This window comes from Mesorhizobium sp. A623, from assembly GCF_054489405.1.
In genome coordinates this window covers 1-20037 of record NZ_JBTMXB010000053.1, presented here as the reverse complement: position 1 = coordinate 20037, position 20037 = coordinate 1, and the positions used below count along the sequence as shown (strand labels likewise).

The following is a 20037-nucleotide window of genomic DNA, read 5'->3' as shown; positions in this document are numbered from 1 at the left end:
AGATCAATCGTGTAGGTCTGGGTGCCGTTGGTCTTGCCGTGCGAATCGTAGCGCTTGAGCGTGTCCGAGCCGATCTGGGTCCACTTGTCGCGTGGCTTCAACTCCACGTCGTTGGGAATCGGCATGTTGGATGCCGCCTGCGCCAGTTCGCCGAAGGTGGCACGCTTGTCGGTGCCATGCGAGACGACACCTCCGGCAACGGTGATCTCGCCGGCCGGTACGTTCCAGTTCTTGGAGGCAGCCGCCACCAGCATGGTCCGCGCTGCTGCTCCCGCCTTGCGGTAGCGCTCCCACGACGAGGTCATGGAGGTGGAGCCGCCGGTGCCCTGCATGGCCCCGCCCCAGGCGAGGTTGCCATAGAGCGCGGTGTTGCCCGCGCCGCCAATTACGTCGACCTGCGCCCAGTCGCCGTCGAGTTCCTCCATCACAAGCGTAGCGATGCCAAAGTACGAACCTTGCCCCATCTCGAACTGCGAGGAGTGGACGATGATTTTGTTCTCAGGCGTGATCTCGACATAGGCCTGGAACGGGTTGGCCGCAGCTGCGGCAGGAGCCGATTGCGCCAGCGCCGGTTCGGCAGCTATCAGCCGGTAGCCGACGGCGAGACCGGCAGCGGCAGCCGTGCCGATTAGAAACTGGCGGCGCGTCGTCTGAACGGCTTCTTTCTTCATACGGTACTGCAACATGGTCATGCCTCCAGCCGGTGTGCGGCTTCATGTATAGCGGCGCGGATGCGATGATAGGTGGCGCAGCGGCAGAGATTGCCGCTCATGGCCGAATCGATGTCATCGTCGGTAGGTTTGGGCGTCTCGGCCAGAAGAGCAGTTGCCGACATGATCTGTCCGGACTGGCAATAGCCGCATTGCGGCACGTCCATCTCAGTCCAGACGGCCTGCACCGTTTCGCCAACCTTGCCCGTAACACCTTCGATCGTAGTGATGGAGGCGCCCTCGATATCGCTGACCATGGTCTGGCAGGAGCGTGTCGGCGTGCCGTCGATGTGAACCGTGCAGGCGCCGCATTGCGCGAGGCCGCAGCCGAATTTTGTTCCCGTCAGTCCGATGACATCGCGAAGCGCCCAGAGCAGCGGCATTTCCGGATCGACGTCGAGCGTTTGCGCTTCGCCATTGAGGGTGAAAGCGACCATGGCTTGTTCTCCTTGTCTTGAGCTGGTTATCGTATTGCGCCTCTAACGGCCGGGACGCTGGCATGTTGTCGAGGCGGAGCTGTCCACAGACTAGGTGCGGGCCGCCAAGCCAACAAGCAGCTAGGTGGCCAGTCAAGAGATCGTGAAGTGGGGCGTGATTGGAGATGAGATACATGATCGGCTGAGATCTGCCCCCAACGGCATTGAGCTTACCGGTCTGCGCCATTGCTGCACCGTCCGACGGAGATTTGCGCAAAGAATACCTTCCCAACCGGGCCGTTCCACATATGAGGAAGATCCGATTTCGCTGCCAGCGAGATAACCACAGACGATTTTATGGTTTCATCGCCTCGGCGATCAGTTCGACCGAGTGCAATCGTGCCTGATGGTCATAGACGTCGGAGACGATCATGACCTCGTCGACGCCCGTTTCCGCGATGAAGGCTTGCAGCTCCGAGCGCACGGTATGAACGGAACCCACAACCGAGCGCTCCAGCATGCGCAGGGCCTGCGCCCGCTCATTCGGTGACCAGTAGGTTTCGATATCGTCGATGGGTGGTCTGCTCAGCCCGCGCCGGCCGCTGAAGATGTCGGCGAAGGACATTTGCTGGGTGGTCGCGAGCCGCTTTGCTTCGGCGTCGGTATCGGCGGCGATGACGTTGATGCCCGCCACCGCATAGGGCCGCTCGAGTTGCTCGGACGGCTTGAAGCGGCTGCGGTAGAGGTCGAGCGCGGGCAACAGCAGGTCTGGCGCGAAATGTGAAGCGAAGGCGTATGGCAGGCCGAGTTCGGCCGCCAGCATCGCCCCGAAATTGCTTGAACCCAGTATCCATAGCGGCACGTTGGTTCCGGCCGCCGGCACGGCGACGATGCGCTGGTCCGGGCTGGCAGGCGCAAGAAACGCCTGGAGCTCCAGTACATCCTGCGGAAAATGCTCCGAGGCGTCGGGAGCGCGCCGCATCGCCCGCACGGCGATCTGATCGGTGCCCGGCGCGCGGCCAAGCCCGAGATCGATGCGTCCGGGATAGAGCCGCTCCAGCGTGCCGAACTGCTCGGCGATGATGTAGGGCGCGTGGTTAGGCAGCATGATGCCGCCGGCTCCGACCCGGATCGTCCTGGTGCCGCCGGCGATATGGGCGATGACGATCGACGTGGCGGCGCTGGCGATCCCCGCCATGTTGTGATGCTCGGCCACCCAGACCCGCTTGTAGCCCCATTCTTCCGCGTGGGACGCAAGATCGCGCGCATTGTTGAGCGCCGTCCCGGCGTCGGTGTCCTGCGTGACGCGGACGAGTTCGAGAATTGAGAGCGCCGTCATTTCGGTTCCTTTCCGGCAGCGGAACGTTCGATCGCATCAAGCGTCTCATGCAATGCGACGGCATCGCGGAAGCTGGGTGCCGAGCGCGTGCCCGAACGAATATCCAGCGCGATCAAAGCATAGAGGCGGGCGACATTGCGGGCGACCGAACTGTCCGGCCAGCCGTCATAGGCCGAGGCGGGCGGCGTCAATGGGACAAGTTCGCTCGTGTCACCAGTGGCACCCCGGATCGACAATTGCACGATCTGGGCATGGCCGGTGGCGCCCGTCACCTGGATGTCGCCTTGCGTGCCGTTGATCTCCCACAGCAGATTGGTCCCGCGAGACATGCCCCCACGATAATGGATCGAGAACGCCGCTCCGCTTTCAAGCGCGCCATGCACAAGGACCTGGTCGTGAGAGGTCGTTGGGATCGTCTCTCCCGTGTCGGTGACATGCGTGGTCTTGCGACGCGTGATCATGCGCGCGGAGATATCACCGAAACCACCCAGCACTTCGCGCATCCCGGCAAGCGTGTGCCCCAGCGGAATGCTGAGCAGGGTCGCGCCATTGCTCTTGTCGTAGAGATAGGCGTGTGCAGCGTCGGTCTCTGCTGTCCATTGACCGCCGCTGCCGACGAGCGTCGTCGAGAGCACCTCGCCAACATAGCCGTCAGCGATGAGCTGGCGCAGATATTCCACCTCCGGGGCGACGCGCGTCTGCGTGCCAACGGCGGCCACCACGCCTTTCGCCTCGGCGAGATCGGCGAGTTCGCGTGCCTCGGCTAGTCCGTTGCCCAGCGGCCATTCGCAATAGACGTGCTTACCCGCGTTCAGCGCCGCCGTCACCAGTTCATGGTGATGCGGAACCTTGACGGTGATGACGACGAGATCGACCTCGGGCGAATCGACCAGCGCCTGAGCGTTCTCGAAGGCATGTGGCAGACCGAATGCATCGGCGGCCTTCTTCGCGCTGGCAAGGCTGGTGTTTGCGACGCCGACCATCTCATAGGCGTCCGGCAGGGCCTTCAGAGCCGGGATATGGGCCGTCGCGGCCCAGTGAATGCCGGGATTAAGGCCGATGAAACCGACACGGATCGGCTTGTCAGTCATGAGATGCTCCAGTTTTACGAATTGGATCGGACGGATCGGGTGCGCCCGCAGCCGGGCCGCCGGTGAGGTAACCGAAGGCCTGTATCTCCTCGATCAGGTGGGCGGTCGTGCCATAGTCACCAGCCTTGTCGTCAACGAAGGCCGCGCCCAGTGCGCTGAGGAACAGCGCCGGCGCGGAAACCGATTGCCTGGCTGCGCCTTTGGACTGGGCGCGCGACAGAAACTCGCCGGTTATCGTGACGAGCGTCTGGCAGGTGACGGCCAAAGGCGACGCCTGGGCTTCGAAGGCGTCGATGAACGGCCGGGGGAGGCCGTTGAAGGCGCTGAGGTATTCCTTGAGCGCCCTCATCCACATGCGAAGCGCATCGGCTGAACCGGGCAGCGCCAGGGCTTCGTCGCGCCGGGACAGAAGAACTGCCTGCCGTTCGTGCAGCACTTCGCAGAGCAGATGTTCGCGCGAAGGAAAATGGCGATAGAGCGTGCCGGGCCCGACGCCTGCGGAGCGAGCGATCTCGTCAAGCGAAGCATTGACGCCGTCGCGTACGAAAGCCGCCTTCGCCGCATCGAGGATAAGCCCGCGATTGCGCCTGGCGTCCGCCCGCTGAACGCCGGTCCCTGCATCAACGTCTCGACTGGCTGAATTTTTTTGACCCCTCATAGGGCCGCAGATAATTGGAGAGTGTCTCCGTTTCAAGAGCGCCTTGAGATTTTCGTTTCTGCGCCGGGCTGTTGATCACTTGGTTCACGGTCGATTTCACATAGCCGGTCGACACCCGCTCGTCTCTTGCCGATATGACGCGTAGTCCACCAAGGATCGGATGTTGCGGTAGATGTCGCTCCGAAGCCATTCAGCTTACGCCCTCATTTCAGGGCTCTGTGCTTTGCACTGCACCGCCTGTAAGCTGCCGATCCAACCGTCCGCCGGGACGATGGGAAGACCGAAAGCTTTCCCGGTATCGTAGAGGGCTTAACCCGAGTCGGCGCTGAAACGCGGCTCTCATCTGCTGAGGGTTGGCGAAGCCGCAATCGAATGCGATGACCTTAATCGGGCGTTCCGTCGCTTCAAGCATGTTGCGCGCCTGATCGATACGGACACCTTCGACGAAGTCGTGCGGTGTTTGCCCCAGTTCCTTCACGAACAGGCGTGCCACCGTGCGTTCGCTCGTGCCGGCAATGCGGGCCAGGCGTTCGACGGAAAACGGCTCCGCGAGATGATTGACGACATAGGCCTGGACCTCGCCGATCGGCGAATCCGGGTCGCCTCGTGGGACCAATAGCGGACTGAACTGCGACTGGCCGCCCTGGCGGTGGGCAACGACCACCAACCGCTTGGCGCAGGCGAGTGCGAGTGCCTCGCCATGATCCTCGCCCACCAGCGCAAGCGCGAGGTCGATGCCCGCGGTCACGCCCGCCGATGTCACCAGCGCACCGTCACGAGCATGGATGCGGTCATACTCCACCCGGCAGGCAGGGAAGCTTGCCGCAAGCTGCGCGGCATTCTGCCAATGCGTCGTCGCGACACGACCATCGAGCAGCCCGGCGTGGCCGAGCACGAATGCGCCGGTGCAGATCGATCCATAGCGCCCCGCTAGCGTGCCCCAGTTACGCAGCCAGTCCACCATGGCGGCATCCGGCCGGGCCTCTGGCAGCGACGGTCCGCCCGCCACGAGGACAATGTCGAAGCGGCGGCCCGCCTGCGCGAAGGCGAGATGCGGGACCACTGACATGCCGTTCGAGGCACGGACGGGATTAGTGTCGGCTGCGATGAGCACGCAATCATACGTCTCGTCAGCTCGGAGGAACGCGTTCGCTTCGGCAAAAACGTCGAGCGGACCAGCTACGTCCAGCGCTTGCACACCATCATGGATGATGAGCGCCACTTCTCTTTTCGCCATCAAATCGCCTCCAGTATCGTTTCGGGCAGCTTATCGCACATGGTTGGCAGATTTTCGACGGTGTGTATGTTTGCTGCCAAACGCCTCGCGGGCGATGAATAGCGGTAGTTTCCTCTCACTGGAGATACGAACATGAATGACCCCCTTCTCTTGAAAGCCGGCATCAATGGCATTTCGGTACCAGACAGCAAACTCGGCCGCGCGATCACCGAATTTGTCCGCGATACGGAATCCGAACTGCTTTTCAACCATTCCAGCCGCGTCTATTTCTTCGGGGCGCTTGCTGGGCAGCAGCGCGGCCTCACGTTCAATGCTGAACTGCTCTATGCAGCGACGATGTTTCACGACATCGGCCTTATGCCATCGCGCAGCAGCGCGGACCTGCGCTTCGAGGTGGATGGAGCCAACGCCGCGCGTGATTTCCTGCAGAGCCACGGGCTCGATGCCTACGACATCGAAAAGGTTTGGAACGCAATCGCGCTGCACACCACGCCGGGCGTGCCGGAGCACATGCACCCGGTGATCGCACTGACAACCGCAGGCGTCGAAATGGACGTGCTCGGGCTCACCTATGGCGAATATGACGACGCGACACGCGAAGCCGTCGTCGCTGCCTTCCCGCGCTCGCCGCGGTTCAAAGAGGACATCATCCAGGCCTTCTATGACGGTATCAAGCACAAGCCTGATACGACTTTCGGCAACGTCAAGGCCGACGTGATCGCCGACAAGGAGCCGCATTTTCATCGCGGCAATTTCTGCTCGGTCATCCGCAATTCACACTGGCACGCCTGACCCATCGCGGAGACCTGTTTCAAGCGCATCAATGCTGCTCTGATCGCTCTATTTCACGTTGTATCGCAGCCAGACGCTGCCATCCGCCAGTTTTTGTGTGTCGATCAGTTCGAATCCGACAGGGTCGACATCGTTGTACTTCGGGTTGCCGTCGAACAGGGAAGCGGATTTTGCCGACCCATCTGCCACGGGCGTCATGACAATGCTGACCTCGTCCACGAGCCCCTCTTTCAGAAGCGACCAGTTCACCCCGCTGCCGCCGTTCAGGAGCAACTCGTTCTTGCAGTAGATTTTCTGGATTTTTGAAACTGCCACTGCGAAGTCCAGTTTCTCCTTACCGGCGATGATGTAGGAGACGTTTATCCGGCGCAGGAAATCCTTGTAGGCATTGCTGACGCTGTCCGGGATGATTTCCACCACATGCGCGCGCGTATTGAAATATGTGATGTAGTTCCGGCTCCATGCCAGTTTTCCGGCGCGATCGATGGCGAAATAATGGATGGTCTCGTCGTGCTCCGCGAGAAAATCGCCCGGCGGCACGTCCTTCGCATCCGGATCGAGATCGGGCTCCTTATAGCGCGTAAAGTTCACTTCGCTTGTCGTGCTGCCGCTCAGCCAGCCGCAATGGTCGCGGTAGAACGGGTCAGGTCCGAGGAACAAATTGTAGTATTCAACTTGCGAGGCCTGGCTTTCTGCGGTCCGCAGATGCGGTCCGTTGATCTTGCCGTTCAGGGACGTGTGCATGTGAATGATGATCTTTGGCCTTGCCATCCTGTGCTGCTCCATCTTGTAGCTTCCGGCACTGAACCCTACGGACGAATGAAGCCCTTGGGCCATGGGTCGGTCAGCCTGCGTTCCTGATTGTTGATGTGCGCCGCCGTCCCGGAGGATGGCGGCGCGCACCACAATGGTATCACCCGTTAATGGAAATCAGAGTTCCTGTGCCGTCGGCCGGAATAGAATTTCGTTGATGCCGACATCTTCCGGCTCGCTGATGGCGAAGGCGACCAGTCGGGCAAAGGTTTCGGCGGGCACTCCGACCTGGCCCACGTAATCCTGGTTGGCCTTCTGCACATCCTTCTCGCTGATGTGGTCCAGAAGCTCGGTCTTGACCGCGCCCGGCGAGATGATGGTGACGCGGATATTGTGGGGCGCCACTTCCTGCCGCAGCCCATCCGAAATGATCCGCACCCCGGTCTTTGTCGCAGAATAGACGGTGGAGCCGGCGAAAATCTTATGGCCCGCGACGGACGAGAGGTTAATGATGTGGCCCGATTTCCGCTCGATCATGTGGGGCAGCGCGGCGGCGATGCCGTAGAGCACGCCCTTAAGATTGACGTCGATCATCTGGTCCCACTCGTCGATCTTGAGCCGATCGAGCGGCGACAGCGGCATAATCCCGGCATTGTGATCAGAACATCGACCTGGCCATAGGTCTTGACCGCCGCATCCACGAGCGCCTTGAGGTCATCGCGTTTGGTCACATCCGTCGCGACCGCAATGGCATTGCCCCCCGCTTTGGTGATTTCCGCTGCGATCGCGTCGATCCGGTCGGATCGGCGCGCGCCGAGAACCACGCTGGCCCCTTCGGCGGCGAGATGGCGGGCGGCGGCCGCGCCCATGCCGCTGGAAGCGCCGGTTATGACGACGACTTTGTTCTTGAGCATGGTGAACATCCTTTCGGTTTGTGACGCCTACTCAAGTGCCGTATTGATCGTCAGTGACACGCTGCAGCCTGTCGACGACCTTGCCGTCCTGGAGCGCGATATGAGGTGGCGGTTTCAGGCGAGGCTCATGGCTTCAGAGTGCCTCGATGCGCAGCGGGTGTTCGCCCCGCACCAGCAACGGCGCTGGCCCGTTATCCAGCCGTCCCAGCCGGATTAGTCCGCGCGACCAGCGATAGGGTCCGTGGAACATCGCCAGATTGCCCCATGGGGCAAAGTAACAGATATCTCCGACAGCCTCGTTCTCGAACTGGCCGCTGCCCTCTTCAGTCAGCTTGCGCGGCAGACGGGCAATCTTCTCATTGGTCGAATAATCGCTGATTGTCAGGTCCAGCGGCAGCATCGACATCAGGTCGCGCGCCGAAGGATTGTCCTCCAGCGTCACCGTGAAATCCTGATCCGCGAAGGTCAATCTCAGACGCATGGCGGCTCCTTCCTGAGTTTGGGTACCGTTCGTCTGCGCATGGACAATGGGGGCGAAGAGGCTGGCGCAACCTGCCGCCAGTAGACTGCGGCGCGAAATTCGGGCGGCATGTGTCATGTCAAACGCCTCCCGGCTTCAGCATGCGCTGCCCGTTGCCGATGAGTGCGACGGCGGCGACGGCCAACACCACACTGCCGATGAAAGTTGCCTGGATCGAAACGCCATCTAGCAGCAGTCCGCCCAGCACCGCGCCGAGCACGATCGAGGCCTGGATCGCCGCCACCATCAGGCTGCCGCCGGCTTCCGGCGCGTCACCCGCGTTCTGCGCCATCCAGGTCATCCAGATGACCGAAAACATGGTGTTCATCGCTCCCCAGATGACCATGAACAGGCCCGTCGCAATGGGGGAGAAGCCGAACAGCAAAAGGCCGGCAGTGGCGCCGCCCATCACCAGCGCGGGCAGCTTCAGGAGGGGCGCGACATTGCCTTTGACGTAACGTCCCGCCGTCCATGTGCCGATGAACCCTGCACAGCCGAGGAGCAGCAGAAGAAAGGAAAGGAGGGTAACATCCACGCCGGTCACCTGTTCGAGGAACGGACGCAGATAGGTGAACATGGTGAAGGCCGAGCCCCAGGACAGCATCACCGCAACCAGCCCGCGCAGGAAATATGGACGTGTCAGCAAGTCGATCATGGCGCGAAAATCCTGCCTTTGACGCACAGGCAGCGACGGCAGCGCGATCACATGCCAAACGAGGTTGATGGCGACGATCGGCGTCAGCGCCCAGAACACTTCGCGCCAGCCGAACATGCCGCCCAGATAGGCGCCGACGGGTGCTGCGAAGGCTGCCGCGATGGCCTGCCCGCCATACATCAAGGCCAGCGCACGCGGCACGTCCGGCGCGGGCACCAGCCGCATGATGACGGCTGTGGCCAGCGCCCAGAAACCGCCGATGCAGAGGCCGAGCAAGGCGCGGCCGATCATCAAGATGGCAAAATTCGGCGCGGCAGCGACGAGAACCAGCGACAGCAGCATGAAGGCGGTCATCGCCACAAGCACCCATTTGCGGTTCAGCTTGCCGGCGGCCGTGGTGACAAGCAGGCTCGCCGCGACCGCGAAAAGCCCGCTGATCGAGATCGCCTGTCCTGTCTGCCCTTCCGTCGCGCCAAGCCCGGCAGCCATCGGGGTCAAGAGGCTGACCGGCATGAACTCCGAGGCAATCAGCATTGCCACGCACAGCGCCATCGTCCAGACGGCGCCCCATGCCGCGTCGGGCCGGTCTTTTGCATCGGTGGTGGTTACGCTCATCAGGTCCGCCATGGTCATGGAATATTGTCTAGCGAAACATAGGCGAGTTCGCTGCTGCCGATTAGCGGCTAAAATCAGCATGGACTTATCGATGCAGTCGATTAATCTCGCTCAGGTACGCGTTTGGGGAAAGCCTCGATGGCCAAGATCGATTTCAATCATCTGACGTGGTTTCAGATGGTCGCTGAAGAACGTAGTTTCACCAAGGCAGCTGCAAAGCTGGGTGTCGCCCAGTCGACGCTCAGCCACACCATCAAGCAATTGGAAGCGCGGATGGGCATCCGGCTGCTGACACGCACGACGCGAAACGTCGCTACGACTGCCGCTGGCGACCGCCTGCTTCAGACCATTACCCCGCGCATGGCCGAGATCGAGGACGAGATCGCTTCATTGATGGCGTTTCGCGAAAAACCTTCAGGCTCCATCCGGCTGACTCTATCCGATCATGCGTTTGACAGCGTCGTATGGCCAAAGCTGAAACCGATGCTCCGCGAGTACCCGGATATCAACGTCGAGTTGCTTCTCGACAGCACGTTCCGAAACATCGTCGAGGAGGGCTTCGATGCCGGTGTGCGATTGGGCGAAAGCGTCGAAAAGGACATGATCGCGGTCCGGATCAGCCCCGACTGGCGGCTCGTGGCCGTCGCCTCGCCGGCCTATCTTGCCGTGAACGGAACGCCCGAGCACCCGCAGGATCTGGTCCGGCATGCCTGTATCAACATGCGTCATGAATCGGCCGGAGGTCTCTACGCCTGGGAGTTCGAGAAAGACGGGCAGGCGCTTCGCGTCAGGGTTTCGGGTCAACTGACGTTCAACAATTCCTACGTGATGATCGATGCCGCGGTAAGCGGCTATGGGATCGCCTACGTTCCCGAAGACATCGCCGAAGACCAGATCGCGCAAGGATCGCTCACGCAGGTTCTCGACGACTGGTCGCCGTTCTTCGACGGATATTTCCTCTATTTCCCCAGCCGCCGCCAGAATCTGCCGGCCTTCCAGCTTGTGGTCGATGCACTTCGGCATCGAGATCAGCTTGTGAGGCGCTGATGATCGCCAAGCTCATATTTACAGCGTGAATGACTCCTCCTTTAGAAGGTGCCGCGTCGCATATTTTGAGCTCCTTTCACAAAAGCCGACAGGCAGGAATCCACCTCGTTGAGGCATTCGAGAGGCGACGTCGGTTGAAAGACGGCAACCGACCTCTAGCCGGACGTTCGACGGTTCGTCTGTGACCCTCGGAAGCGGACATCCGGTCTGCGAGAGACTTATCCAGCTTAGGGCCGGAGAGTGCTCTGCACGCAGTGTATCACCGTGCGATCCAGGTGGCGGTATCGATCACCTCGCCATAGTAAAAGGCGAGAGCCGCCATCAGCGCGGCATGGACCTGCGCGGCAGGCGCGGTTGTCCCATCGAATTCAAGATCGCGGGTCGCGCAGGCATCGTGGATCGTGGTGGTCTGATAGCCGAAATCATTGGCTGCACGGACGGTCGCGTCAACGCACATATGGCTCATCGCACCAATCACTACGACCTCCTCGACACCCTTCTCGTCCAGTGTCTGCTTCAGCGCCGTGTCCCGAAATGAGTTCGGATAGTTCTTGACGATGATAGGCTCACCTTCGGCGGGCTTCACCGCTGCGTTGATCTGCACGCCATCGCTGCCGCGGGCGAAGATAGGGGCTTCAGGCATCGGCATTTCGTGCTGGATATGGACGACCAGATCGCCTTTCTCGCGGGCCGCTGCGATGACTTTCGCCGCGTTGGCAGTGGCTTCCTCGATCCCAACGAGCGGGAACTTTCCCTGGGGGAAATATTCATTCTGGAAGTCGACGACGACGATTGCACGCTTGTTCATGTCCAGTTTCCTTTGTTCGTGGTCAGATCATGGAACTAGAGATGGACGAGACAGGCTTGCATCGCCATTGGCGATGCCGACATAATACAAGGCGATATCGCCACATGAAGGAAATCCTATGACGGGCGAGTCTCCTGTGAAGATTGAGCTGGTGCGTTATCCCGGCGTTCAGATGTCGGCAGTGCTTGGTTTGGCCGATCTATTCGGGATCGCCAATGATGTGGTCCAGAGGCGGTCGGATACCGTAATGCCCCATCTCCTGCGCGTCGGTCAGTGCGACTGGGAGAACGGAGATAAATCGGATGCTTCATCGCCGGACAGCAGGGCGGATGTGCTGATCCTGCCGCCGGCACTTGGTGCGCCAATCACGTCTGAAGCGGCGCGCCCTGCTGTGGATTGGCTGCGTGATTGCCACGCAAGCGGAAGTGTCATCGCTTCGGTTTGCGCTGGCGCATTCCTTCTGGCCGAAACCGGGCTTCTGGACAGGCGCAGGGCAACCACCCACTGGACCCATGCCGAGGTATTCAGCAGCCGCTTTCCGCACGTCGCGCTCGATACAGATCGGCTGATCATCGATGATGGCGACATCATCACAGCGGGCGGGTTGATGTCCTGGACCGACCTTGGCCTGAGATTGGTGGACCGTTTCCTTGGTTCGACAGTGATGCTGGAAGCGGCGCAGATTCTCCTGATCGACCCTCCTGGCCGGGAACAGCGCTTTTACAGCGCCTTTGCTCCCAGACTGAACCACGGCGATGCGGCAATCCTCGGCGTGCAGCATTGGATGCAAGCGACAGGCGGCAAGGAAGCTACCCTGTCCGTGCTGTCGGAACGAGCCGGGCTAGAAGAACGTACCTTCCTGCGCCGTTTCCATAAGGCGACCGGTCTTACTTCGACCGACTATACCCAGAGGCTTCGGGTGGGCAAAGCGCGGGAGTTGTTGCAGTTTAGCCCTCTCTCCGTCGATGCCATTGCATGGGAGGTCGGCTATCGCGATCCGGCTGCCTTTCGAAAAGTGTTCCTGCGTATCGTCGGCCTCACACCCAGCGAATATCGTAAAAGGTTTCATGCATAACGGGACAACGGAGCCGAGTCTGACCGAAGGCATGATTGAAACTCATCTACTCGAGGTCAGCCAGACCCCCACGAGGGTCACCCCGAGCCCAAGGAACATCGCAAGAGTCAGCGGCTCCGAGAACAGCATCCAGGCCCAGATCATTGTCACTGGCGGGCTCAGGTAGATGATCGTTGCTGCGGGAATAGGAAGAGTGTTCATCACAGGGCTCCGTTCGGTGAAGGGAGCCAGGATCACCCGCCCGCACAGGGCGACGCTCAATCAGCGCACCGCGCTCGTATCAGACCGCATACCGTGAAGCTGCCGCCTATCCCGCGCGAGCAGGTTCGTTCTTCCACCCATTACGGGCATTCGAAATGTTAGACATTTGTGCACACAACATGTAGTTCGCGGACCGTCCGAAATCGACCAACTCATCCCGGACGTAATCACCTTTTTGGTGGTAGCCGAGGAGCAGACGCTTGATTTCAGACTATGGGCGGTCGCTTCGCGCCTCATCGTCGCCTTTCGCGGAACCAGGCGTTTGTCTTGACTGTTTTGGCGCGCTGCGGGTTGTTGGATGTCAGCCGCTGGCCCAATCCAGTCGCAATCCTATTGATGAACGGTTTCGATGGGCCCCCTTTATACAGCTATCGCCCCGACTTTCCGATCCGTAACACTGGAAAGAACGCGGCGGCCGCCAATACCGTGCCGCCGAAGACGACCCAGGCGAAGGCCGTAGCCGGACCCATCGAGAGCGCGCCGACAATCGCCGTCCCGATTGCTGCACACGCCATCTGTAGAAACCCGAGCAACGCCGACGCGATCCCGGCCCGGTCGCCAAAGGGTTCGAGCGCGATCGCAGTGCCAATCGGATTGATGAGACCCATGCCTGCCAGGAACAGCGTGACCGCCGCCATGAACTGGAGTTGCGTCGGCGCACCGCTTTGCAGGACAAGCCACAGCCCACCCGTCATCGCGATCAGGAGGCCGGCCATACCCACGCTTCGTGGGCTCCAACGCCGGGCCAGCCGCGCCGTTATAAGTCCGCTGCCGAACACTACGAAGACGGTGGCGCCAAAGAAGATGCTGAGGCCGGTCGCGCTCAATCCCATGTCGGTCATCAGGATTGCGGGTGCGGCGCCGAAAAAGCTGTAGAGACAGCCGATCACCAAACTGACGGCAACCGCGGGGAAGATGAAGCGGGGATCGATGGCCAGCTCCACAAAGGTGCGGGTGATCGCGTCCGGCCGAGCCGGGCGGCGCTGCTGGAGCGACAGCGTCTCTCCGGCGCTGAGCCGATAATGCAAAGCGACCAGAATGCCGACCACCGCAACGAACACAAAGGTACTGCGCCACCCGAACGCGGCCGCCATGCCCGTGCCAAGCGCCGGCGAAAACCCCGGCGCTGCCGCCATCGCGATCATCACCAGCGCCAGCGCGCGAGTCAGCTGCGGCCCATGATACAGGTCGCGGGCGATGGCGCGGGCCAGGACCGAAGCCGCGCAGGCGCCCAGAGACTGGATCGCGCGGCCTATGATCAACACCGGCAACGACGGCGCAAGTGCACAGACGACGCTACCCGTGACGAACACCGCCAGTCCGCCAAGGACGAAGGGCGCCCGCCCAAAGGCGTCGGCCAGCGGCCCTACGAATAGCTGACCCACCGCGAAGACGACGAAGAAGCTGCTCAGGATCCAGGCCATATCGCCTGGAGTTACGCCGAGGTCGCGTGCCATCTCCGGAAAGGCCGGCAGCATGATGTTGGTCGCGAGCGCGCCTAGCGCGGCCAGGCTTGCCAACAGCACCAGCCGGCCAGCCGTCAGCGCATCGCGAGGATCGGGCGCGACGACCTGATTAACGTCAACCGTCGCCACGCTCAAGCGTCCGTCGCGGTCGTGAGATTGGTCATACAGTTTCCTCCAGGCGCGCGCGTTCCTCGCGCACGAAATCGAGACGATCGTTGCCGAAGAACATCGCGTCTCCGACGAAGATTGTGGGTGAGCCGAACACGCCGCGCACGGCCACCTCAGCGGTGTTGGCATCGAGCTGGGCGACCACGTCCGGCGCATCGATCCGCGCGGTGATGCTCGATCGTGCGCTCCAGGGCTAACGGCCCGGTCCGTCGTCTTCCCCGTCGCCCATCACCGTGTTGCCGCTTCCGCAGACCTACCAACGCGATATGCCGTCCGCCAATTGAAGCTCGCCTTTGCCGAATGAGAAATTTTCGTTCGGCACGGGAATGATCGCGATAAAAATATCGTCGGGCGACACGTCGACGGCTTCGACAACGAGGCGGTTGATGGCCGCCACCAGTTTCCGCTTATCCTCGATCGGGCGGTGGGCGCCCACGAGGACGGTGATGATCATCGCGTCTGCTGGATCGCGCTCCATAGCCATGAAGGTTGGATCGAGGAACAGCTCATCTGGCCCGTGCTCACTCAGGATGATGAACCGATCGCCCTCTGGAATGCCAAGGCCTTGAACCAAGGACTGGTTGAGCGCGTCAGCAAGCGCGCGCTTCTGTTTGATCGAGAAGCGACCTGCGGGGATGTGGGCTTTGAATACGGGCATCGTCGTCTCCTGGCTGGTGGCATTGTGGCTGTGCGGGGCGGGAGCCGTGCTCCCTGGGTTCGTGGGCGATCACAGCGCTTCGAGTGCGAGCGCGATCCCCTGACCGCCACCGATGCACAGGGTGACGATCCCCCTGGAAATTCCGTCGCGCCGCATCGAATGGAGAAGTCGCGTGGTCAGGATCGCGCCGGTGGCGCCGATGGGATGCCCATGCGCGACGGCGCCGCCCTCTACATTGACGATGTCCTCCGGCAGGCCAAGCTCACGGATGATCGCGAGCGGCACGGCCGCAAAGGCTTCGTTGATCTCGATGCGCTCGATGTCGCTAAGGTTCCAGCCGGCCTTGGCCAGCGCCTTGTGCACGGCCGGAACCGGACCAAGGCCAAACAGGCCCGGCTCGACCGCGGCAACCCCATAGCCGACAAGACGGGCCATAGGCTCCAGACCTTTCGCATCGGCGAAACCGCGCTCGGCAACGATCAACGCGGCGGCCGCGCTATTCAGCCCCGGTGCGTTCCCGGCAGTGATCGTGCCGTCCGGGCGGAAGGCCGGCTTCAGCCGGGCAAGAGACTCGATGGTGGTGTTCGGACGCGGCGCTTCATCGATCGCGAAACTCTCGGTTTCCTTGCGACCAGTTATTTCCACCGCGACGATCTCATCCGTGAACCGCCCGGCATCACGCGCGGCGGCAAAGCGTTGCTGGGATCGCGCGGCGAAGGCATCCTGCGCCTCGCGGCTTATCTGGAGCTGCGCGACGACGTCTTCCGTGTGCCAACCGGAATGCTCACCCGAGAAGGCATCATTCAGACCGTCGGTCAGCATGCTGTCGAGGATCTGGGCCGGACCCATACGATAGCCCCAGCGTCCGCCATCCATCAGATAGGGCGCGCGGTCCATATTCTCCATGCCACCCGCGATCGCGGCGCGGCTGTCGCCGGCGGCGATTTCCAGCGCTGCGGAGAGGATCGCCTGGGCGCCCGAACCACAGACGCGGTTGACGGTGAGCGCCGGAACGGACACCGGCAGGCCGCCGCCGATGGCCGCCTGCCGCGCCGGGTTCATGCGGTTGCCGGCCTGGATGACGTTGCCCATGATCACCGTTCCGATGCCGCCGCCCGAAAGTCCGGCGCGGTGCAGGGTCTCGCGGATGGCGATGGCGCCGAGTTCGGTGGCGGGCACTCCCTTCAGCATGCCGTTATAGGCGCCGATCGCGGTGCGGACCGGGTGGGCGAGGATGATGTCGGGCTGGCTCATTTCAGATCTCCTGTGCGGGCTGTGCGGCGGACGGCGGATTTGCCCAGATGACGAGCGCTTCCGCTTAATGCCGCCTTGGCGAGGCGGTTCTTCAGCACGCTACCCAGAAGCCGCGCGTGCGAGGCGATTTGCTGAGGAGGGCGCGATTTACGAAGCCGCCGAGCGAAAATCCGATCAGGTCGACCGACCTCAGTCCCAAAGCGCGGATTGTGGAGATCGTGTCGTCCGCCATCTCGGCGCCGCTGAGCGGCGCTGAGCCGCCGGACGTGCCGATGCCGCGATAGTCGAGCGCATAGACCGGTCGATCCGCTCAGACCCTCGACGATGCGGGGATCGAAATTATCGAGATTCGCGCCCCAGTGATTGAGCAGCACCACCCGCACGCCAGCGTCAGGCCCGAGGCGGCGATAGGCGAAGCGCGTGCCGGCAGCCTCGACGTGGTGAGTGGGTGCCGTCTTCCAGTCTGCGCTGCGGGTGCGGGTCGCCATAGTTGAATCCTTGTTTCGGGATATCGCGTCACTTCAGTGTGACGACGACCTTCCCCTTGGCGCGACCGGTGTCGATGTAGGCGAAGGCATCGTTCAACTGCCCGAAGGGGAAGACGCGATCGACCACCGGGCGAATGGTGCCGTCTTCGATCAGCTTCGTGATCCGATCGAGTTGCCTTCCGTCGGCGCGCATAAACAGGAACGAATAGTCGACACCCGCGCGTTTCGCCTTGCGCCGGATACCCGAACTCATCACGCGCAGCACGAGCCGAAGCATCACATTCAAGCCCTGGGCGCGTGCGAAGGTGGGGTCTGGCGGACCGGAGATGGAGATCAGCTTGCCGCCGGGCTTCAGGACCTTCAGAGATTTTTCAAGCGTCGTGGCGTCGAGGCTGTTGAGGACGACGTCGTAGCCCGAAAGCTCTTCTTCGAACTTCTGGCTGCGATAGTCGATGACGATGTCGGCCCCCAGTTCCTTCACCATCGCGGCGTTGGCGGCGCTGGCCGTCGTCGCGACGGTGGCGCCGAGATGCTTGGCGAGCTGGATGGCAAAGGTGCCGACGCCGCCAGATCCGGCATGGATCAGCACCTTCTGTCCCGGTCTGATTTGCGCACTCTCGACCAGCACCTGCCAGGCGGTCAACCCGACCAGTGGGATCGACGCCGCTTGCGCCATCGACAGATTTGCGGGCTTTGGCGCGAGATCGTCTTCCTTGACGGCGATCCGCTCGGCGAAAGCACCGATCTGCCCGTCGCGCGGACGGGCGTAGACAGCGTCACCCGGCTTGAAGCGCCGTACATTCGCACCAACCGTGACGACGGTGCCGGCCAGATCATGGCCGAGCACGAGCGGTGGCTTGTAGGGCAGGATCGGCTTGAATTCACCGTCTCGGATCTTGGAGTCGAGCATGTTGAGGCCAGCCGCCTCCACCTCGACCACAACGTCGTCGGGACCGGGTACGGGTTCGGGTAAATCGCCGAGACGCAGCGCCTGGTTCTTGCCGTAGTGGTCGAGGATGAAGGCTTTCATCGTATGCATTCTCCATTCAGTCGGGTGATGCCGCGTCACCACTATCGACGCGGCATCTGGGTCAGGTCCGATCTTCGGCCGCGTCGAGGAACTGGCTGGTGTGCGCAACAAACAGCTCCGGATACTGGAACTGCGATCCGTGCCCGGAATCGGGATAGAGGATCAGTTGCGCGTTCGGGATGTGCTGCTGCAGGGTGAAAGAGTTGATGGTCGGCACCATGATGTCGTCGTTGCCGTTGACGACCAGCGTCGGCTGGGCGATCTCCTTCAAATAGGCGTAGCGCGCGCCGCGCGGCTGGGCCCATTCACCAATCGCGGCCGCCTGCGCCTTGAGGGTCTCGATCGAGGACGTCGGATCGGCGTCGGGACGCGCGGTGCGCCGGCTCAGAAAGGCTCGGCCTGCCGCCTGGCTCGTCTCGGATGGCGAGAAGAACAGGAACAGAAAATCTTCTTCGGAGGGCGCGGGATTTCCCGCCACCTGCATCACGCGGGGATCGGGATTACGCTCAAGGTTGCGCGGCCCGGTGCCCACCAGGACCAGTCGGCGCACAAGGTCCGGATAGCGATGGGTAAAGCTCTGTGCAACGAAGCCGCCGATCGAAAAACCGAGCACATCGACGAGGGTGAGGCCAAGGGCATTCACGAAGATCGCGACGTGGTCGGCCATGCCGTCGATCGTCGTGGCATTCTCGCCCGTCGAGCTGGCAACGCCCGCATAGTTATACAGGATTACGGGCCGACCCGCAGCGAGACCGTCGGTGACCAACGGGTCCCAATTGTCCATCCCGCCCCGGAAATGTTGGAGGAACACGAGCGGCGTGCCGCTCTTGGCGCCGAAGCGGCGATAGGCGTAACGGATGCCGTCCGCCTCTACGAACTGGGTGGGGGCGCTCAGGTGGCTATGGTCTGGCATTGCAAAAAGTCCTTCCTTCGATGGGTTTGACGGCGACCTATTCGGGCGGTGGTCGCGTCAGCCGGAGATCGCGGGATAATCGGTGTAGCCCTCGGCACCGCCGCCATAGAGCGTAGCCGGATTGAGTTGGGCGAGCAGGGCATCACTTTTCAGCCGTTCGACCAGATCGGGATTGGCAATGAAGTGGTGGCCGAAGGCGAACAGGTCAGCCTTGCCCTCGCCAAGGCGAGATTTGGTCAGTTCAAGATCGTAGCCGTTATTGGCGATGTAGACATTGCGGAAGCGCTGTCGCAGCGCATTGAAATCGAAAGGCGTCGCATCGCGCGGTCCGCCTGTCGCACCCTCGACGACGTGGATGTAAGCGATGCCGAGACCGTCGAGCGTTTCCACGACATGGTTGAACTGCAGTTGCTCGGCGCTCGACGGTACGATGCCGTTTGCCGGCGATACCGGCGAGAGACGGACGCCCGTGCGCTGCGCGCCGATCTCGCTCGCCACCGCAGCCGTCACTTCGATCAGCAGGCGGGCACGGTTCTCAATCGAGCCGCCATAGGCGTCGGTGCGGACGTTGGCGGTTTCCCGCAGGAACTGGTCGAGCAGATAGCCGTTCGCGCCGTGCACCTCGACCCCGTCGAAACCGGCCTCGATCGCATTGGCGGCGGCGCGGCGGAAATCCTCGATAATGCCGGGGATTTCGTCCAGTTCGAGCGCACGCGGTTCGGATACGGCAGCGAAGCCGTTGTTCACGAAGGTCTTGGTCTCGGCCCGGATCGCCGACGGCGCGACAGGCGCTTCGCCGCCATGAAGGTCGACATGGCTGATGCGCCCGACATGCCAGAGCTGGACGAAGATACGACCGCCCCTGGCATGAACCGCGTCTGTCACCTTGCGCCAGCCCGCGATCTGCTCTGGGGTGTAGATGCCGGGCGTATTCTGGTAGCCTTGGGCCTGCTGCGAGACCTGGGTTGCCTCGGCAATGATGAGCCCGGCGCTCGCGCGCTGCGTATAATAGTCCGCCGCAAATTGGCTCGGCACGAGGCCGGCGCCGGCGCGGTTGCGCGTCAGCGGCGCCATGACGATGCGGTTCGCAAGCGTGAGGCCGCCGAGGTCGTAGGGGCTAAACAGGTCTGTAGTATCGGTCATTTGTCGGTCTTTCGTGTTGAGGATTG

General features: G+C 62.1%; 21 protein-coding genes and 2 pseudogenes. 3 read left to right on the top strand and 20 right to left on the bottom strand.

From position 1 onward, the window contains the following. The 6 genes from ACX3P1_RS26045 to ACX3P1_RS26020 all read right to left on the bottom strand — a co-directional run. Window positions 1-686, bottom strand: a 686-nt coding sequence (locus tag ACX3P1_RS26045; protein ID WP_459082459.1) for a molybdopterin cofactor-binding domain-containing protein, incomplete at its 3' end; no start/stop codon positions are given. Window positions 687-688: 2 nt separating this feature from the next. Continuing rightward, window positions 689-1147: a (2Fe-2S)-binding protein gene (locus ACX3P1_RS26040; protein ID WP_459082458.1), complete on the bottom strand. Its 459-nt coding sequence runs from the start codon at window positions 1145-1147 to the stop codon at window positions 689-691. A 334-nt stretch (window positions 1148-1481) separates the two neighbouring features. After that, a complete protein-coding gene (locus ACX3P1_RS26035; protein ID WP_459082457.1) occupies window positions 1482-2465 on the bottom strand; it encodes an LLM class flavin-dependent oxidoreductase in 984 nt (327 codons plus the stop codon). After that, window positions 2462-3556, bottom strand: coding sequence for a Gfo/Idh/MocA family protein (locus tag ACX3P1_RS26030; RefSeq protein WP_459082456.1), 1095 nt, complete (start codon window positions 3554-3556; stop codon window positions 2462-2464). Before ACX3P1_RS26030 ends, ACX3P1_RS26035 begins: the two co-directional genes overlap by 4 nt. Beyond that, window positions 3549-4214, bottom strand: coding sequence for a TetR/AcrR family transcriptional regulator (locus tag ACX3P1_RS26025; protein WP_459082455.1), 666 nt, complete (start codon window positions 4212-4214; stop codon window positions 3549-3551). Before ACX3P1_RS26025 ends, ACX3P1_RS26030 begins: the two co-directional genes overlap by 8 nt. A gap of 208 nt (window positions 4215-4422) precedes the next feature. After that, window positions 4423-5451: a GlxA family transcriptional regulator gene (locus ACX3P1_RS26020; protein ID WP_459082454.1), complete on the bottom strand. Its 1029-nt coding sequence runs from the start codon at window positions 5449-5451 to the stop codon at window positions 4423-4425. 132 nt (window positions 5452-5583) lie between these two features. Here ACX3P1_RS26020 and ACX3P1_RS26015 point away from each other — a divergent pair, with 132 nt between their 5' ends. Continuing rightward, on the top strand, window positions 5584-6243 hold the full coding sequence (locus ACX3P1_RS26015) for an HD domain-containing protein (protein ID WP_459082453.1): 660 nt from the start codon (window positions 5584-5586) through the stop codon (window positions 6241-6243). Window positions 6244-6291: 48 nt separating this feature from the next. Here the strand turns inward: ACX3P1_RS26015 and ACX3P1_RS26010 are convergent, their stop codons facing one another. The 4 genes and pseudogenes from ACX3P1_RS26010 to ACX3P1_RS25995 all read right to left on the bottom strand — a co-directional run bounded on the left by ACX3P1_RS26010 (window position 6292) and on the right by ACX3P1_RS25995 (window position 9718). Continuing rightward, window positions 6292-7149 carry a dihydrofolate reductase family protein gene (locus ACX3P1_RS26010; protein ID WP_459082452.1) on the bottom strand — a complete coding sequence of 286 codons (858 nt, stop codon included), beginning with the start codon at window positions 7147-7149 and terminating at the stop codon, window positions 6292-6294. 24 nt (window positions 7150-7173) lie between these two features. Next, window positions 7174-7919 (bottom strand): annotated as a pseudogene (locus ACX3P1_RS26005) (SDR family oxidoreductase). A 124-nt stretch (window positions 7920-8043) separates the two neighbouring features. After that, a complete protein-coding gene (locus ACX3P1_RS26000; RefSeq protein ID WP_459082451.1) occupies window positions 8044-8508 on the bottom strand; it encodes a cyclophilin-like fold protein in 465 nt (154 codons plus the stop codon). Between the two features lies 1 nt (window position 8509). Continuing rightward, on the bottom strand, window positions 8510-9718 hold the full coding sequence (locus ACX3P1_RS25995; protein WP_459082450.1) for an MFS transporter: 1209 nt from the start codon (window positions 9716-9718) through the stop codon (window positions 8510-8512). A 120-nt stretch (window positions 9719-9838) separates the two neighbouring features. Here ACX3P1_RS25995 and ACX3P1_RS25990 point away from each other — a divergent pair, with 120 nt between their 5' ends. Then, window positions 9839-10747 carry a LysR family transcriptional regulator gene (locus ACX3P1_RS25990; protein WP_459082449.1) on the top strand — a complete coding sequence of 303 codons (909 nt, stop codon included), beginning with the start codon at window positions 9839-9841 and terminating at the stop codon, window positions 10745-10747. 259 nt (window positions 10748-11006) lie between these two features. Here ACX3P1_RS25990 and ACX3P1_RS25985 read toward each other — a convergent pair whose 3' ends face one another. After that, a complete protein-coding gene (locus ACX3P1_RS25985) occupies window positions 11007-11555 on the bottom strand; it encodes a cysteine hydrolase family protein (protein WP_459082448.1) in 549 nt (182 codons plus the stop codon). Between the two features lie 118 nt (window positions 11556-11673). Between ACX3P1_RS25985 and ACX3P1_RS25980 the strand changes: the two genes are divergently transcribed. Further along, window positions 11674-12630 carry a GlxA family transcriptional regulator gene (locus tag ACX3P1_RS25980; RefSeq protein ID WP_459082447.1) on the top strand — a complete coding sequence of 319 codons (957 nt, stop codon included), beginning with the start codon at window positions 11674-11676 and terminating at the stop codon, window positions 12628-12630. A 42-nt stretch (window positions 12631-12672) separates the two neighbouring features. Here ACX3P1_RS25980 and ACX3P1_RS25975 read toward each other — a convergent pair. The 9 genes and pseudogenes from ACX3P1_RS25975 to ACX3P1_RS25935 form a co-directional block, all read right to left on the bottom strand. After that, window positions 12673-12798 (bottom strand): annotated as a pseudogene (locus tag ACX3P1_RS25975) (EamA/RhaT family transporter); the annotation flags it as partial. Between the two features lie 461 nt (window positions 12799-13259). After that, window positions 13260-14486: a multidrug effflux MFS transporter gene (locus ACX3P1_RS25970; RefSeq protein WP_459082446.1), complete on the bottom strand. Its 1227-nt coding sequence runs from the start codon at window positions 14484-14486 to the stop codon at window positions 13260-13262. A 31-nt stretch (window positions 14487-14517) separates the two neighbouring features. After that, the gene (locus tag ACX3P1_RS25965) at window positions 14518-14697 is read right to left on the bottom strand and encodes a DsbA family protein (protein WP_459082461.1); all 180 of its coding nucleotides are present in this window, start codon (window positions 14695-14697) and stop codon (window positions 14518-14520) included. Between the two features lie 81 nt (window positions 14698-14778). Beyond that, window positions 14779-15183 (bottom strand): tautomerase family protein, encoded by a 405-nt coding sequence (locus ACX3P1_RS25960; RefSeq protein WP_459082445.1) that lies wholly within the window; start codon window positions 15181-15183, stop codon window positions 14779-14781. A 69-nt stretch (window positions 15184-15252) separates the two neighbouring features. Further along, window positions 15253-16437: a thiolase family protein gene (locus ACX3P1_RS25955; protein WP_459082444.1), complete on the bottom strand. Its 1185-nt coding sequence runs from the start codon at window positions 16435-16437 to the stop codon at window positions 15253-15255. After that, on the bottom strand, window positions 16434-16925 hold the full coding sequence (locus ACX3P1_RS25950; RefSeq protein WP_459082443.1) for a hypothetical protein: 492 nt from the start codon (window positions 16923-16925) through the stop codon (window positions 16434-16436). Before ACX3P1_RS25950 ends, ACX3P1_RS25955 begins: the two co-directional genes overlap by 4 nt. A gap of 28 nt (window positions 16926-16953) precedes the next feature. Beyond that, window positions 16954-17955 carry an NADP-dependent oxidoreductase gene (locus ACX3P1_RS25945; RefSeq protein WP_459082442.1) on the bottom strand — a complete coding sequence of 334 codons (1002 nt, stop codon included), beginning with the start codon at window positions 17953-17955 and terminating at the stop codon, window positions 16954-16956. A gap of 61 nt (window positions 17956-18016) precedes the next feature. After that, a complete protein-coding gene (locus ACX3P1_RS25940) occupies window positions 18017-18868 on the bottom strand; it encodes an alpha/beta fold hydrolase (protein WP_459082441.1) in 852 nt (283 codons plus the stop codon). 57 nt (window positions 18869-18925) lie between these two features. Beyond that, window positions 18926-20011 (bottom strand): alkene reductase, encoded by a 1086-nt coding sequence (locus ACX3P1_RS25935; RefSeq protein WP_459082460.1) that lies wholly within the window; start codon window positions 20009-20011, stop codon window positions 18926-18928. Between the last annotated feature and the right edge of the window lie 26 nt (window positions 20012-20037).

Bases quoted from the DNA above. Each gene is read 5' to 3' on its own strand.
- ACX3P1_RS26040 (WP_459082458.1), bottom strand. From the start codon at position 1,147: ATGGTCGCTTTCACCCTCAATGGCGAAGCGCAAACGCTCGACGTCGAT.
- ACX3P1_RS26035 (WP_459082457.1), bottom strand. From the start codon at position 2,465: ATGACGGCGCTCTCAATTCTCGAACTCGTCCGCGTCACGCAGGACACC.
- ACX3P1_RS26030 (WP_459082456.1), bottom strand. From the start codon at position 3,556: ATGACTGACAAGCCGATCCGTGTCGGTTTCATCGGCCTTAATCCCGGC.
- ACX3P1_RS26025 (WP_459082455.1), bottom strand. From the start codon at position 4,214: ATGAGGGGTCAAAAAAATTCAGCCAGTCGAGACGTTGATGCAGGGACC.
- ACX3P1_RS26020 (WP_459082454.1), bottom strand. From the start codon at position 5,451: ATGGCGAAAAGAGAAGTGGCGCTCATCATCCATGATGGTGTGCAAGCG.
- ACX3P1_RS26015 (WP_459082453.1), top strand. From the start codon at position 5,584: ATGAATGACCCCCTTCTCTTGAAAGCCGGCATCAATGGCATTTCGGTA.
- ACX3P1_RS26000 (WP_459082451.1), bottom strand. From the start codon at position 8,508: ATGACACATGCCGCCCGAATTTCGCGCCGCAGTCTACTGGCGGCAGGT.
- ACX3P1_RS25995 (WP_459082450.1), bottom strand. From the start codon at position 9,718: ATGACCATGGCGGACCTGATGAGCGTAACCACCACCGATGCAAAAGAC.
- ACX3P1_RS25990 (WP_459082449.1), top strand. From the start codon at position 9,839: ATGGCCAAGATCGATTTCAATCATCTGACGTGGTTTCAGATGGTCGCT.
- ACX3P1_RS25985 (WP_459082448.1), bottom strand. From the start codon at position 11,555: ATGAACAAGCGTGCAATCGTCGTCGTCGACTTCCAGAATGAATATTTC.
- ACX3P1_RS25980 (WP_459082447.1), top strand. From the start codon at position 11,674: ATGACGGGCGAGTCTCCTGTGAAGATTGAGCTGGTGCGTTATCCCGGC.
- ACX3P1_RS25960 (WP_459082445.1), bottom strand. From the start codon at position 15,183: ATGCCCGTATTCAAAGCCCACATCCCCGCAGGTCGCTTCTCGATCAAA.
- ACX3P1_RS25955 (WP_459082444.1), bottom strand. From the start codon at position 16,437: ATGAGCCAGCCCGACATCATCCTCGCCCACCCGGTCCGCACCGCGATC.
- ACX3P1_RS25950 (WP_459082443.1), bottom strand. From the start codon at position 16,925: ATGGCGACCCGCACCCGCAGCGCAGACTGGAAGACGGCACCCACTCAC.
- ACX3P1_RS25945 (WP_459082442.1), bottom strand. From the start codon at position 17,955: ATGAAAGCCTTCATCCTCGACCACTACGGCAAGAACCAGGCGCTGCGT.
- ACX3P1_RS25940 (WP_459082441.1), bottom strand. From the start codon at position 18,868: ATGCCAGACCATAGCCACCTGAGCGCCCCCACCCAGTTCGTAGAGGCG.
- ACX3P1_RS25935 (WP_459082460.1), bottom strand. From the start codon at position 20,011: ATGACCGATACTACAGACCTGTTTAGCCCCTACGACCTCGGCGGCCTC.